Source organism: Actinomadura scrupuli (assembly GCF_050971785.1).
Lineage (GTDB): Bacteria > Actinomycetota > Actinomycetes > Streptosporangiales > Streptosporangiaceae > Actinomadura_E > Actinomadura_E scrupuli.
Map to the genome: position 1 here is coordinate 477243 of NZ_JBPCCU010000002.1, position 13537 is coordinate 490779.

A 13537-nucleotide genomic window follows, 5' to 3' on the forward strand; every position below is an offset into this window, starting at 1 on the left:
GGCACATTGCCCGACCGTGTCAACGTTCCGAAAGTCGAGGTGAGCTGGCGGTTGACACGGCGACCCGGGCTGGCAAAAGTAACGTGAAACACAGTGGGACCGTTTAGCGGACAGTGGTCCGCATCCATTCGGGCGGCGGGCGGTCCGTACCCAGAGGAGTTGCACGATGAGCGAACCGATCGGCTTCGGGGACGGCCGGCCCGTCGTCCTGCGCGGCGGCACCGTGCTGCCCATGGACGGCGAACGCCGGGTGCTCACCCGCTGCGACGTCCTCGTCGTCGGCGACCGGATCGCCGCGGTCGGCCCGGCGCTGCCCGTGCCGGACGGCACGGCCGAGATCGACGCGACCGACGGCATCGTCATGCCCGGGATGATCGACACCCACCGGCACATGTGGCAGACCGCCATGCGCGGCTACGGCGCCGACTGGACCCTCACCCAGTACTTCGTCTGGTACTACCTCGAGCACGGCAAGCGCTTCCGGCCCCAGGACGTCCACGCAGGCAACGTGCTGGCCGCCATCGAGGCGATCGACGCCGGCGTCACCACCGTCGTCGACTGGTCGCACGGCCTCCAGAGCGTCGACCACGCCGACGCGGCCGTCGACGCCCTGCGGTCGGTGCCCGGCCGGTTCGTGCTCGCCTACGGCAACATCCAGGCGACGCCCGCCGCGTGGACCGGTGCGCCGGAGTTCCGCGACTTCGTCCGCCGCCGGATCACCGGTGACGACATGCTCGGCTTCCAGCTCGCCTTCGACGTGACCGGCGACCCCGAGTTCCCCGAGAAGCCCGCCTTCGAGGTCGCCCGCGAGCTCGGCGTGCCCGTCACCACCCACGCCGGGGTGTGGGGGGCCACCGGCGACGACGGCATCCGCCTCATGCACGAGCACGGCTTCATGACGCCCGAGACGGTCTACGTGCACGCCGCGTCCCTGTCGGCCGACTCCTACCACCGCATCGCCGCGACCGGCGGCTCGGTCTCGGTCTCCACCGAGAGCGAGCAGAGCGCGGGTCAGGGATACCCGCCCACCTGGGCGATCCGGGCGCACGACATCCCGGTGTCGCTGTCGATGGACACCAGCGTCTGGTGGAGCGGCGACCTGTTCTCGGCCATGCGCACCACGCTGGGCGCCGACCGGTCCCGCGAGCACCAGCAGGCGCACGCGGTCGGCGAGACCGTCACGCACACGGGCCTGCGCGCCGAGCAGGTCGTCCAGTGGGCCACCCGCGGCGGTGCCCGCGCGCTCGGCCGCGAGAGCGACCTGGGCAGCATCGAGGTCGGCAAGAAGGCCGACCTCGTACTGATCAAGAACGATGCGTCACCGGTGTCGTTCCCGCTGCTCAACCCGTTCGGTCACGTCGCCTTCCAGGCTCAGCGCGGGGACGTGCACACCGTCCTGGTCGACGGCCGGGTGGTCAAGCACGACCACCGGCTGATCGGCGTGGACCTGGCCGCCGCCCGCCGCGGGGTCGAGCAGACCGTCGAGCACCTGCGGTCGGCGATGGGGGAGGAGGCCTGGGAGCAGGGGATGAACCCCGACATCCCCAAGACCAAGATCCTCGACAACCCGTACACCTACACCGACTACCAGAGCGGGTCCACGCACGGGCAGTGAGGCGTCGCGGCGGACCGGCCTCCCGGTCAGTCCGCCGCGGGCCCGCCCACCGGCGATCCCATGTCCAGCTGCGGCCGGGACTGCCACAGCGCCCACTCGGCCGAGGTCTCACCGGCCGTGCGCAGCAGCAACGGCAGATACTCGCCCACCAGGGTGTCGACACTGGTCTCCGCGGCGTGGACGGTGACGTTCATGGCGGCGCGCACGATCCCCTCGCCGTCGCGTACCGGTACGGCCACCGAGCGGACGCCGGGCGCCAGTTCCTCGTCGGCCAGCGCCCAGCCGCGCGCCCGCACGGTCCGCAGCTCCTCCTCGACCAGCGCCGGATCCCGCGGCGGCACGGGCGGCAGGCCCGACCGGCTGGGCAGGGCGAGCACGCGCTCCAGCTCCCGCGGCGGCAGCGCCGCCAGCAGCACCTTGCCCTGCGAGGCCAGCAGCGCGGGGAACCGGGTGCCCACGTCGACGCGCAAGGTGATGATCTTCGGTACGGCGACGCGCGCCACGTACACGATGTCGGACCCGTCGAGCTGCGACATCGACGAGGACTCCCCGACGGCCCGCACGAGGTCGCGCATGTGCGGCCGGGCGATCTCCCACAGACCCAGCGAAGAGGCGTAGGCCGTGCCCAGCCGCAGGACCTGCGGGGTCAGGGCGAAGAACCCGTCCTCGGACCGCACGTACCCGAGCTCCTGAAGGGTGAGCAGCAGCCGCCGGGCCGTGGGCCGCGCCAGGTCGGTGGCCGTGGCGATCTCGGACAGGGTCATCCGCCGGTGCAGCTCGTCGAAGCAGGTGAGGATGTCCAGCCCCCGGGCCAGCGCCTCGACGAAGTCCGGCCCCGTCCCGCGTCCGGCCACACCCACCTCCGGTTCCTGCGACGGCCGCCCATGGTCCGCCTAGCGGACAATCGTACGCCAGTCGCGGTCCGCGGGACCAACTGGACTCCTACGCGTACCCCGATGGCACCCTGATTCCTGCCACTCGTGACTGCCTGCCGGCTGAGGTGACAATCCACTTATGAGCGAATCACTGAGGAACGAGCTCGACGACGACACGGCCCTCCTCGTCATCGACGTCCAGAAGGGCTTCGACGATCCTTACTGGGGCCGCCGGGACAACGCGGCGGCCGAGGACAACATCACGGCCCTCATCCGGGCCTGGCGTGCGGCCGGGCGGCCGATCGTGGTCGTCCGGCACGATTCGGTGGAACCGTCCTCACCGCTGGCACCGGACAGGCCCGGCAACGAACTGAAGGACCTGGTCGCGGCGGCGATGGACGGCGCAGAGCCCGACCTGTTCGTCACCAAGTCGGTGAACTCCGCGTTCTACGGCGAGCCCGACCTGAACGGCTGGCTGCGCGGGCGCGGGATCGGCCAGATCGTCATCGCGGGGATGCAGACCAACATGTGCAACGAGACCACCGCGCGGATGGGCGGCAACCTCGGGTTCGACGTGCTCTACGCGATCGACGCGATGCACACCTTCGACGCGGTCGGCCCGGACGGCGAGACCGTCACCGCCGAGGCGCTCACCCGTGCCACCGCCGCCAGCCTGCACCACGGCGGCTTCGCCCGGGTGGTGCGGACGCGCGAACTGCTCGGTACGCCGGCCACGGCCTGAGCCCGCCGGTCAGCCGCGGACCTGGATCGAGCCGTGGGTCCCGGTGGTGCGCCAGGCCTCGCCGGTCGCGTCGAGTGCCGCGAGCACGGCCGGGTCGACGCCGGTCACGACGTCGGACTTGAGCGTGCGCAGGGCGGCCACCGGGCCGGGGAAGTACGCCGTGACGTCCGCGAACGGCAGGCTCCCGGGCCAGCCCCGGTCGCCGACCAGCCGCCGGTAGTTCAGGTCGCCCTTGACCAGGGTCAGGCAGGCCCCGGCGAACTCCCGGGCGAGATCGGCGGGCAGCCGGTGGAACGACCACGGGGCACAGTAGAACTCGTGGGTGTGCAGGGTGAGGCGGCCGTCGCCCATCGCGGCCCAGAGCCGGCCGGAGATCGCGGCGGCGGTTCCCGGGGTCGCGGCGAGCCGCCGCAGGCAGGCCACGACGTCCGTGGTGATCGCGTCGGAGACGTAGTAGGGGCGCGGCTTCACGTGCAGCGCGACCGAGCCGGCCAGGTCGCCGGCCATCAGGTGGTCGATGAGGACCAGGTCCGCCACCAGTTCCCGCCCGGCGTTGTCGGCGACGACGCAGACCCGGTTGCCGGCCCCGGCCGGGAGCAGTGACCAGAGCCGCGCGCTGTCGTCGGCGACGAGGCCCGCCTGCTCGGGATGCTCGTCGCCCAGCTCGACGCGGAACCCGAGGTCGGCCCGGTTGCCCCACAGGGAGGCCAGCAGCTTGGCCTGGGCCTGCTCCTCGACGGGCAGCCGGAAGACCTGGTCCAGGGCGGCGAGGTCGGCCTCCAGCGCCGGGTCCCGCAGCTCGGCGGACTTCAGCGACTCGAACGGGTCCACCCAGAACCACGGGCCGGGCTCGAAGAACCCCACCGCCGCGAGCACCCGCCGGTAGAAGTAGCTCTCCCACCACAGGAACGGCACATCGGCCCACCGGCGGCCGAAGTGGTCGCGGCCCCACTCGTCCCAGGCGGCCCGATCGGGTGCGCCGTCGCCGAGCGGCTGCACCGTGCCGGTGAGCATCTCCTCCAGCAGGTCGGACAGTGCCCGGCGCTGGCCGGGTTCGTACGGGTGCGCGTCGCTGAACTGGCGGATGAGCTTGGGCGTGCGATCGCGCAGCACTCCCCAGGCGTAGCCGTCCGGATCGTTGCTGAGGAGCTCCGGGGCGTCCGGCAGTCGCACGGCGTCCTCGGCGTCCGCTCCTGGCAACGGCATGTGCGCCCTCCTCGTCCTCACCTGATGTCCCGGGTCCTCACCCGACCCGGGATGGGTCCTCACGTGCACACCCCCGACATCGGTGACCCTGATCGCCACGGTACCCGCGGGCCGCCGTGGCCCAGGCCTCTCAGGATCCGCTCCATGTGGCGATACGGCGTTATGTGGTGTTCCCGGCAGTGGGCCGGCTGGTCAGCGGGGTCCTGCCGATGGGCGCGGGTGCTCGGAGGGCGCCGACGATCATGAGGGTGAGGTTCTCGGTGAAGGCCTGGTCGTGGAGAAGGACGGGCGTGCCCTCGTCGAGCTGACGGGCGCGCTCGCCCAGCGCGCCGGCGAGCAGGCCTATGACGGTCGCCAGGCGTTCGAGCGCCAGCGGCCTGGGGAGCAGCTCTGTCACGGCGGACTCGAGCAGGCGCAGCTGGTCGAGCAGCGCGGTGCCGTCGAGGAGCGCGTGCGGGGCATGGCTGCGGATCCCGGCGTGTCCGGCGAGCTGGGCGATGATGCGCAGGAAGTTCCGGCCGTCGACGTCGCCCAGTTGCGCGGCCGTGGGCTCGACGATCGCCGCCACCAGGTCGTACAGGCTCCCGGTGCTCCCGAGCGCGTCGAGCCGCCACCGCCGGTCGGGCTCCATCCGGTCGATGTGCCGGGCGCAGATGGCGGCCAGCAGGCCCTCCCGGGAACCGAAGTGGTAATGCACGGCCGAGTCGTTGGACTGCCCAGCGAGCCGGACGATGTCCCGGGTCAGCGCGGCGTCGACGCCCTTGGTCGCGAACAGCCGGGCGCCCGCCCGCAGAAGTCTGTCCTTGGTGTCCCTTGCGTCCCTGGCCACCGGGCAATGATACTGGCCAATTAATAACGGCCGTCATTAGATCCCGGACGAGACACGCAGGCGAGATCGGCAGCGACGAGCAGGAGGTGCCGCGGGTGCCGCTCTATGATCCGTTCGATCCGTCCTTCCAGGACGATCCGTACCCGACCTACCGGGCGATGCGCGACGATCAGCCGGTCTACCGGCACGAGAAGCTCGGCTTCTGGGCGCTGTCCCGGTTCGGCGACATCTGGGACGCGATTCGCCGCCCGGAGGTGTTCTCCTCGGCCTCCGGGCTCACGTTCTACCCCGACGAGATCGGCACGCTGGGGCTCGCGCCCACCATCGTCATGCTCGATCCGCCCCGGCACACGCAGTTGCGCGCGCTGGTGGGCCACGGTTTCACCGCGCGCCGGGTCAGGGAGCTGGAGGACGGGGTGCGGGCCTTCGTGGTGGACCGCATCACCGAGATGGGCCGCAAGGCCGCCGACGGCGAGCCCGTCGACCTGCACCAGGACCTCTCCTCACCACTGCCGACCTTCGTGCTGGCCGGGCTGCTCGGCGTCCCGGGCACCGACCGGGACCGCTTCGATCCGTGGGTGCGCGCCCTGGTCGGCATCCAGGACGGCGGCTTCACCCTCGACGTGATCACCACGGCGATGGACGCGGTGGGGGAGATGTTCGGCTACTTCGGCGATCTGATCACGCGGCGCCGGGACGAGCCGGCCGACGACCTGATCAGCGCCCTGATCGCCGCGGAGATCGACGGCGAGCGGCTGACGGACTGGGACATCCTGGGCTTCTGCTTCGTCATCGTCGCCGGCGGCAACGACACCACCGGCAACCTCATCTCCCATGCCGTGATGCTGCTCGACCGCGACCACCGCCAGCGCGAACTGCTCGCCGGCGACCCCTCCCTCATCCCGAACGCGCTGCTGGAGTTCCTGCGGCTGGAGGGATCGGTCCAGTCGCTGGGCCGCACCACGACCGAGCCCGTCGAGATCCACGGGGTGCGGATCCCCGAGGGCGCCAAGGTCATGATGCTGTACGGCTCGGCCAACCGCGACGAGCGCGAGTTCGGGGCCACCGCGGACCGGCTCGACGTCACCCGCTCGATCCCCCGGCACCTCGGGTTCGCCGCCGGCCCGCACTTCTGCGTCGGCTCGCACCTCGCCCGGCTGCAGGCCCGGATCGCCCTGGAGGAGCTGCTCGCCCGCCAACCCGGCATCGGCGTGGACACCGGCCGGGCCACCCGGCTGGCCTCGGCGTTCACCCGCGGCTGGCAGAGCCTGCCCGCCACCGGCATCGTCCCGGCGGCGCGGGGCTGACCGCCCGGTGGAAGAGCGCTCCGGGCAGGGCCGGCGTGGCGTCAGCGTACGGCCTCGGCCAGCGCGGTCAGCGTCTGCCGGGTGGTGTACTCGGGGGCCCACCCGAGCCGCCGGCGGGCCTTGCGGGTGTCCATGAGCATCGGATGGCGTACGGCGTGGATCCACTCCGCCTCGGCCGGCAGCAGCGGCATGACCTCCACCATCCGCGAGGTGAGCCGGGCGAGCTCGTGCGGGACCGGGATCGCGTGGTCGCCGAGCGCGTGGGCCAGGTCGGTCACCGTGATCTCACCGTCCGCCGCCAGGTTGTACGCCCCGGGTGGCCCGGCGCCGACCACGGCCGCACGGACGGCCGCCGCGACGTCGTCGTGGTGGACCAGCTGGAAGGGCATACCGGGGTCGAGCAGCACGGGCCGCGGGAGGGGCACGGTGCCGAGCAGCCGGCGCACCGGTCCGGGCAGCCGCTCGGCGGCCCGCCGCCAGGGCAGGCTGCGCACCAGCAGCGTCGCCTCCGGGCCCGCCACGATGCACGGGCGCAGCACGTACACCTCGAGCTCGGGGGAGAAGGCGGTCACCTCGCCCAGCATGGTCTCGCAGGCCGCCTTCTGCTGGGAGTAGTAGTGCAGCTCGGAGCCGCGGACGGGCACGTCCTCGGTGATCGGCACCGGGTTGTCGGCGTGGTAGCCGTACGCCGCGAGCGAGGAGGTGTAGACGAGCCGGCTCGGCCGTGCCGCCGCCACCGTGGCCTCGAAGACGTTGCGGGAGCCCTGGAGGTTGATGTCGCCGGTCTGGTCCCGCGAGCCCAGGATCGCGAAGGCGAGATGGACCACCACGTCGGCGTCCGCGACGAGCTCGTCCACGGCCTTCCGGTCCAGCACGTCGCCCTGCCGGTACTCGGTCCTGTGCAGGCCCAGCGCGGCGGGGTCGAACGGCCGCCGGGCCATCCCCACGATGCGCGCCACCCGGTCGTCCCGTTCGAGAGCGCGTACCACCGGCATGCCGATCTCACCGGTCGGCCCGGTGACCGCGACTGTGAGCCCCACGTCCGACCTCCCGTGCCCGGGTCGCCATCTCGATAACAGAGAGAGTAACCTCCCGCGCCGCGGATTCGCTGGTGAGGACGGGTCGCGCCGCATACCAGAGGTGATCGACATATGCGTTCTCGTTACCCTTTCTTGACCTCCGTGTTTAACTTCACGTACATTGCGCCGAGATCGATCCGTGACCTATCTCGCGCTTCGAGAAGTACGTAACGACCGCCTAACCCTGAGACGCGGTGCGTCGAGGGGGCCGAGGACCCAATGGTCGGAGTTTCCGGGGCCGTTCCTGGCCGACTCCGTCGGGGTGAATCCGCCAGGTCGTCCGGACCGTCAGGTGCCGCGATGACGCGTGCGGTAGGGCGAACTCCTGGCCCGAACCCGTCAGCTAACCCGGTAGGCGGCACAAGGGGAGCCTTATGGATGCAGTGGGGCAGAAGCTGCTCGACGTCGCCAGGACGCAGCTCGGGTACACCGAAAAGGGCGACGGCTACACCAAGTTCGGCGACTGGTTCGCGAAGAACGTCGATGCCCAGCACGACTCGTACTTCGTGACGGCGCCCTGGTGCGACATGTTCATCGCCTGGGCCGCGGACAAGGCCGGGGTCGCCGGCTCCGTGGGCCAGTTCGCCTCGACCCAGGAGCACGCGGCCTGGTTCCAGCAGCAGCACGCCTGGGGCACCAAGCCGCAGCCGGGTGCGCTGGTGTTCTACTCCTGGTCGGGGTCGAAGAGCATCTCCGACATCGATCATGTCGGCCTGGTGGAGCGCGTCGAGGGCGGCACCCTGCACACCATCGAGGGCAACACCGAGGGTGTGCACCTCATGCGCCAGACCCGGGACACCGATGCGGTCGTCGGCTATGGCTACCCGGCCAAGGTGAAGGTCGCGGGCGCGTCCTCTCCCGTCGAGCAGTACGTCCCCCGGCACGCCGCGCCCGCGCCCTCGCTGGAGACGATCCTCAACGACGCCCCGCCCGCCGCGCGTACGGCCACCAAGGCGCTGTCCGCCGGGCACCACGAGAACGGCCCGCTCTCGGGCCACGAGGTGGCCCTCTCGGGGCTGGCGGCGGTGCTGCTGTGCGGCAGCCTGGCGCTGGCGGTCGGCAGGACCACCGCAGCCAAGGTGCCCGCCCCGCCGGCGGTACGGGTGCGCAAACGCGGCCGTCACCACCGGACGGCCCTGCCGGTGAGCCTGCCCGCCGAGATCACCGCGGCCGATCTGGACGCGGCCGAGGCCGGCACGGTCATGATGCCCGCGCTCACCCTGGCCGCCGCGGCCGAGGCCGAGGACCGCGCCTTCTGGGGCAAGATCGCGGAGTTCGAGGACGACCAGGAGCTGGCGTTCTGGAACGACCTGCACGCCGCCGTCGGCCGTCCGGCCGAGACCCCCGGCGCCCTCGGCGGCGCGTACGTCCCGGACCGGTCGTACGCGAGCTGACGGCGCGCACCTCCCGGACCGCTCGTACACCGCTCGTACACCCGGGACGGCTCGTACGCGAGCCCACCCCGGCGTAGCGATCGCATTCGATCATTACGCGTGATTGAATCTGCACGATGACCGCTGAAGCGCTGCGCGAGCTCCGGCTGCGCGACTACACCCCGCGTTCGCAGGCCCGGGTGGAGGTGACGCAGGTCCCCGCCGCCGCCTATCCCTGCATCGACGTGCACAACCATCTGGGCCGCTGGCTGTCGTCCGACGGTGACTGGCCGATCGCCGATGTCCCGGCGCTCGTCGCGATGATGGACGAATGCCGGGTCGAGGCGATCGTCAACCTCGACGGCCGGTGGGGCGGTGAGCTGGGCGACAACCTCGCCCGCTACGACGCCGCGCACCCGGGCCGGTTCTACACCTTCTGCCAGCTCGACTGGCGGGCGCTCGCCGAGCCGGACGGCGTGCCCCGGCTGGTCCGGGAGCTGCGCGAGGCCGCGTCGCGCGGGGCGCGCGGGCTGAAGGTCTGGAAGGACCTCGGCCTGCACCACCGTGACGCGGACGCAAACCTGGTGCTGCCCGGCGATCCCCGGCTGGCGCCGGTCTGGCAGGCGTGCGCGGACCTCCGGCTGCCGGTGCTGATCCACAGCGCCGATCCGGTGGCCTTCTTCGAGCCGCTCGACCCGTGCAACGAGCGGCTGGAAGAGCTGATCGAGCATCCGGACTGGTGGTTCGGCGACACCGGCCGTTTTCCCGCCTTCGCCCGGCTGATCGGCTCACTGGAGGCGCTGGTCGCGGCGCATCCGGGCACCACCTTCATCGGCGCGCACGTGGGCTGCAACGCCGAGGATCTCGGCTGGGTCGACCGGATGCTCACCACCTACCCGAACTTCCACATCGACCTGGGCGCCCGGATGGCCGAGCTCGGCCGCCGGCCACGGGCCGCGGCGGCGCTCATCGTGCGGCATCCGGAGCGGGTCCTGTTCGGCACCGATGCCTTTCCTCCTGCTTCGGAGGATTATCGGCTCTGGTTTCGGTTCCTGGAGTCCGCGGACGAGGCCTTCTCCTATGCTCCGGGGGCGGAGATCCCTCCGCAGGGGCGCTGGCACGTACAGGCGCTCGACCTGCCGCCCGCAGTACTGCCCCCGCTGTACGCGGTGAACGCTCGCCGGTTGCTCGGACTCTGACAGCCCGTCATCTGGCGTTTTCTTCGCATTATGCCTTGTTCGATGATTGTTTCTGATCTAAAGTCCCCAACAACAATCGTTAACGAGCACAGGACCCGGGCGTGGGGCACTCGGGTGCACCGCTCCGCAGAGGGAGTCGTCAAGATGCGCGCAACACCACAACGGGCCGGCCGGCGGATCGGCGAACGGATCGCGGCCACCACGGTAGCGCTGGCACTCGGGACCGTGGCGGGCTGTTCGGGTGGTTCGGATGACTCGGGCGGAACGGCGAAGTCGAAGGACGCCGTGATCGTGTGGCACGGTTACACCGAGGTCGAGGCGAAGGCGTTCACGGACCTGGGCCTGGAATGGAACAAGGCCCACCCAGACCAGAAGGTGAACCTGACCTTCGGCGGCAGCAACGACGACGTACTCAAGAAGACGCTGGCGTCCTTCGTCTCCGGCAAGGCCCCCGGCATCGCCTACCAGTACGGCTCGTCGATCAACACGCTCTCCAAGCGGTCCCAGACCCAGGACCTCACCTCGCTGGTGAAGAGCAGCCCGGACTTCCAGTGGGACGACTTCTTCGTGGCCGTGCAGCAGGCCGCCACCACGCCGGACGGCAAGATCTACGGTGTCCCCGCGCTGGTGGACAACCTCGCGCTGGTCTACAACAAGAAGCTCTTCGACGCCGCCGGCCTGTCCTACCCGACGCCCGACTGGACGTGGACCGACTTCCAGAACGCGGCGCGCAAGCTGACCGACCCCGCCAAGAAGCAGTACGGCTGGTCGTATGTCAACGACGGTTCGGAGGACACCGTCTGGCGGTACATCGCCATGCTGTGGCAGGCGGGTGGCGACCTGCTGAGCCCGGACGGCAAGAAGTCCGCTTTCGACTCCCCGGCCGGGCTGGCCGCCATGCAGCTGCTGCACGACATGGCGGTGACCGACCGCTCGGTCTACCTGGAGACCGGCGACGGGCAGTACCAGAACCTCTTCAACTCCGGCAAGATCGGCATGCTCTGGACCGGGCCCTGGGACCTGTCCACGATCAACAAGGACATCTCGTACGGCGCGCAGGTCCTGCCCGCCAAGATCACCCATGCCACCATCGCCGGCCCGGACAACTTCATGCTGTTCAACAAGGGCGACCGCGACACGGCCTGGGCCTTCCTGAAGTGGCTGGACTCCGCCGAGACCCACCTGAAGTTCTCCCTCGCCACCGGCGACCTGCCGCTGCGCGAGTCGGAGACCAAGCTCCCCGGCTACCAGGACTTCCTCAAGAAGTACCCGGCCAACAAGGTCTTCGTCGACAACCTGGCCAAGAACGTCACCAAGTCCCGGCCGAACATCCCCGAGTACCCGAAGATCTCCCAGGTCCTCGGCACCGCCATCCAGTCGGTGCTGCTCGGCAAGGCTCAGCCGCAGAAGGCGCTCGACCAGGCGCGTGACCAGATCGACCAGATCCTCGCGGGGGCATGATGGCGGTGGCGGCGGCCGGGCGGGCCGCGCGGGGAGAACGCGGACGGAAGGCGCCGGGCCGCAGGGCCCGGCAGTCCGACCACTTCGCGGGCTGGGCGTTCGCGTCACCGGCGGTGCTGCTCATCGGAGTGTTCGGCCTGCTGCCGGTGGTCTGGTCGCTGGTGCTGTCCTTCCAGCAGACCGACCTGACCTCGCCCGGCACCTGGTCCGGCACCTCCAACTACCAGCGGATGGTGCACGACCCGGTCTTCTGGCAGGCGGCACGGCAGACCCTGGTCTACTGCGTGCTGTTCGTGCCCATCACCATGGGGCTGGCGGTACCGATCGCGGTGCTGCTCAACCAGAAGGTGCGGGGCATGACCTTCTACCGGATGGCCGTGTTCGCCCCGCTGGTCACCTCGACCGTCGCCACCGGTGTCATCTTCAGCTGGCTCTACAACCCGCAGATCGGCCTGATCAACGCGGGTCTGGACAAGGTCGGCCTGCCCCAGCAGGGCTTCTTCCAGAGCTCGGGCGGGGCGCTGCCGTCCGTGGTCGGGATGACGGTGTGGGGCTGGCTCGGCTTCGCCGTCATCATCTACCTGTCCGCGCTGCAGAACGTGCCGCGTGAGCTGATGGAGGCGGCGGCCCTGGACGGCTGCGGGCGGATCCGGGCCTTCTGGCGGGTGGAACTGCCCCTGCTCGCGCCGGCCTCGGCCTTCCTGCTGGTGTGGCTGACCATCAACGCCCTGCAGCTGTTCGACGAGGTCTACGTGACCACCAAGGGCGGCCCGCTGCACGCCAGCACCGTGCTCGTCTACTACCTCTACCAGCAGGCGTTCGTGAACTTCGACGGCGGCTACGCCGCGGCCATCGGCTGCGCGCTGTTCGTGGCGATCCTGGCCGTCACCGTGGTCCAGCTCTGGCTGGGCCGCCGGACCTCCCACTACGAGGCGAGCTGATGGCACAGACGACCCTGCCCCGGCTGCCGGAGGCTTCCCGGAAGGCGGCGGCGACGGGCACGTCCCGCCGCCGGTACCGTGGGCCCAGCCCGCTGCACCTGGTGCTCATCCCGCTCTCGGCCGTGATGCTCGCTCCGCTGGTCTGGATGGTGCTGCTGTCGATCTCCACCCAGGAGGAGACCCGGCGCTTCCCGCCGGGCCTGCCGGGCGGCGTCCACTGGCAGAACTACCTCGACGCCTGGCACGAGGGGCCGCTGGGGCAGTGGCTGATCAACAGCACGATCGTGTCGGTCTCCTGCGTGCTGGGCAACCTGGTGTTCTGCGCGCTGGCCGGCTACGCCTTCGCCCGCATCCGCTTCCTCGGCAGCCGGGTGCTGTTCATCGCGGTGCTCGCCACCCTGATGGTGCCCTTCCAGATCGTCATGCTGCCCACCCTGATCGTGGTGCGCGAGCTGCACCTGACCGACACCCTCGGCGCGCTGATCGCACCCAACCTCGCGACGCCGTTCGGGGTGTTCCTCATGCGGCAGTTCTTCACCACCGTGCCACGCGAGCTGGAGGAGGCCGCGCGCATCGACGGCGCCGGCCGGCTGCGCACGCTCTGGAAGGTCATGCTCCCGCTCATGGGGCCGACCCTGGCCACCCTGTCGGTGCTGACGTTCCTCAACGTGTGGAACGACTTCCTGTGGCCGCTGATCGCCATCCAGAGCCCCGGGAACATGACCATCCAGATGGGTCTGCAGAACTTCCAGGGCGCGCACCTGACCAACTGGCCGGTGCTGATGGCGGCCACCGTGACCAGCCAGGTCCCGGTCCTGGTGCTCTTCGTGATCGCGCAGCGGTTCTTCGTCCGCTCCATCGCCTCGTCCGGCTTCAAATAGCCCCCACCCCCTCACGGCTGCCCCTCCAC

12 protein-coding genes and 1 riboswitch are annotated in these 13537 nt (G+C 70.7%); of the genes, 8 read left to right on the plus strand and 4 right to left on the minus strand.

All coding sequences use genetic code 11. The annotated features are described in order from the left end of the window. The first annotated feature begins 166 nt into the window (after positions 1 to 166). Positions 167 to 1615, plus strand: coding sequence for an amidohydrolase family protein (locus tag ACRYCC_RS09885; RefSeq protein ID WP_433810533.1), 1449 nt, complete (start codon positions 167 to 169; stop codon positions 1613 to 1615). A gap of 26 nt (positions 1616 to 1641) precedes the next feature. On the opposite strand, the gene ACRYCC_RS09890 is transcribed toward ACRYCC_RS09885, so the two are convergent. Then, entirely contained in the window at positions 1642 to 2475 is an 834-nt protein-coding gene (locus ACRYCC_RS09890) for an IclR family transcriptional regulator domain-containing protein (RefSeq protein WP_433810535.1), read from the minus strand. A gap of 154 nt (positions 2476 to 2629) precedes the next feature. Between ACRYCC_RS09890 and ACRYCC_RS09895 the strand changes: the two genes are divergently transcribed. Then, positions 2630 to 3232, plus strand: coding sequence for a cysteine hydrolase family protein (locus tag ACRYCC_RS09895; RefSeq protein ID WP_433810536.1), 603 nt, complete (start codon positions 2630 to 2632; stop codon positions 3230 to 3232). Between the two features lie 9 nt (positions 3233 to 3241). Here ACRYCC_RS09895 and ACRYCC_RS09900 read toward each other — a convergent pair whose 3' ends face one another. After that, positions 3242 to 4438, minus strand: a complete 1197-nt coding sequence (locus tag ACRYCC_RS09900; protein WP_433810538.1) for a damage-control phosphatase ARMT1 family protein — start codon at positions 4436 to 4438, stop codon at positions 3242 to 3244. 160 nt (positions 4439 to 4598) lie between these two features. Beyond that, entirely contained in the window at positions 4599 to 5267 is a 669-nt protein-coding gene (locus ACRYCC_RS09905; RefSeq protein WP_433810540.1) for a TetR/AcrR family transcriptional regulator, read from the minus strand. A gap of 95 nt (positions 5268 to 5362) precedes the next feature. Here ACRYCC_RS09905 and ACRYCC_RS09910 point away from each other — a divergent pair, with 95 nt between their 5' ends. Continuing rightward, positions 5363 to 6574: a cytochrome P450 gene (locus ACRYCC_RS09910; RefSeq protein ID WP_433810541.1), complete on the plus strand. Its 1212-nt coding sequence runs from the start codon at positions 5363 to 5365 to the stop codon at positions 6572 to 6574. Positions 6575 to 6615: 41 nt separating this feature from the next. Here ACRYCC_RS09910 and ACRYCC_RS09915 read toward each other — a convergent pair whose 3' ends face one another. Next, the gene (locus ACRYCC_RS09915; RefSeq protein ID WP_433810543.1) at positions 6616 to 7614 is read right to left on the minus strand and encodes an NAD-dependent epimerase/dehydratase family protein; all 999 of its coding nucleotides are present in this window, start codon (positions 7612 to 7614) and stop codon (positions 6616 to 6618) included. Between the two features lie 204 nt (positions 7615 to 7818). After that, a riboswitch (cyclic di-AMP (ydaO/yuaA leader) is annotated at positions 7819 to 8026 on the plus strand. 1 nt (position 8027) lies between these two features. On the opposite strand from ACRYCC_RS09915, the gene ACRYCC_RS09920 reads away from it, so the two are divergent. From ACRYCC_RS09920 to ACRYCC_RS09940, 5 genes are all read left to right on the plus strand, one after another. Beyond that, positions 8028 to 9047, plus strand: a complete 1020-nt coding sequence (locus ACRYCC_RS09920; RefSeq protein WP_433810545.1) for a CHAP domain-containing protein — start codon at positions 8028 to 8030, stop codon at positions 9045 to 9047. Positions 9048 to 9163: 116 nt separating this feature from the next. Then, complete coding sequence (locus ACRYCC_RS09925; protein ID WP_433810547.1) at positions 9164 to 10225, plus strand: amidohydrolase family protein; 1062 nt, start codon at positions 9164 to 9166, stop codon at positions 10223 to 10225. Positions 10226 to 10369: 144 nt separating this feature from the next. Then, a complete protein-coding gene (locus tag ACRYCC_RS09930) occupies positions 10370 to 11686 on the plus strand; it encodes an ABC transporter substrate-binding protein (RefSeq protein ID WP_433810549.1) in 1317 nt (438 codons plus the stop codon). Continuing rightward, the gene (locus tag ACRYCC_RS09935) at positions 11683 to 12627 is read left to right on the plus strand and encodes a carbohydrate ABC transporter permease (RefSeq protein ID WP_433810550.1); all 945 of its coding nucleotides are present in this window, start codon (positions 11683 to 11685) and stop codon (positions 12625 to 12627) included. Before ACRYCC_RS09930 ends, ACRYCC_RS09935 begins: the two co-directional genes overlap by 4 nt. Continuing rightward, positions 12627 to 13508, plus strand: coding sequence for a carbohydrate ABC transporter permease (locus ACRYCC_RS09940; RefSeq protein ID WP_433810552.1), 882 nt, complete (start codon positions 12627 to 12629; stop codon positions 13506 to 13508). Before ACRYCC_RS09935 ends, ACRYCC_RS09940 begins: the two co-directional genes overlap by 1 nt. The last annotated feature ends 29 nt before the right edge of the window (positions 13509 to 13537 follow it).

Excerpts from the sequence above, each read along its gene's own strand:
- ACRYCC_RS09885 (WP_433810533.1), top strand. The coding sequence starts at position 167 with ATGAGCGAACCGATCGGCTTCGGGGACGGCCGGCCCGTCGTCCTGCGC.
- ACRYCC_RS09895 (WP_433810536.1), top strand. The coding sequence starts at position 2,630 with ATGAGCGAATCACTGAGGAACGAGCTCGACGACGACACGGCCCTCCTC.
- ACRYCC_RS09900 (WP_433810538.1), bottom strand. The coding sequence starts at position 4,438 with ATGCCGTTGCCAGGAGCGGACGCCGAGGACGCCGTGCGACTGCCGGAC.
- ACRYCC_RS09920 (WP_433810545.1), top strand. The coding sequence starts at position 8,028 with ATGGATGCAGTGGGGCAGAAGCTGCTCGACGTCGCCAGGACGCAGCTC.
- ACRYCC_RS09925 (WP_433810547.1), top strand. The coding sequence starts at position 9,164 with ATGACCGCTGAAGCGCTGCGCGAGCTCCGGCTGCGCGACTACACCCCG.
- ACRYCC_RS09930 (WP_433810549.1), top strand. The coding sequence starts at position 10,370 with ATGCGCGCAACACCACAACGGGCCGGCCGGCGGATCGGCGAACGGATC.
- ACRYCC_RS09935 (WP_433810550.1), top strand. The coding sequence starts at position 11,683 with ATGATGGCGGTGGCGGCGGCCGGGCGGGCCGCGCGGGGAGAACGCGGA.
- ACRYCC_RS09940 (WP_433810552.1), top strand. The coding sequence starts at position 12,627 with ATGGCACAGACGACCCTGCCCCGGCTGCCGGAGGCTTCCCGGAAGGCG.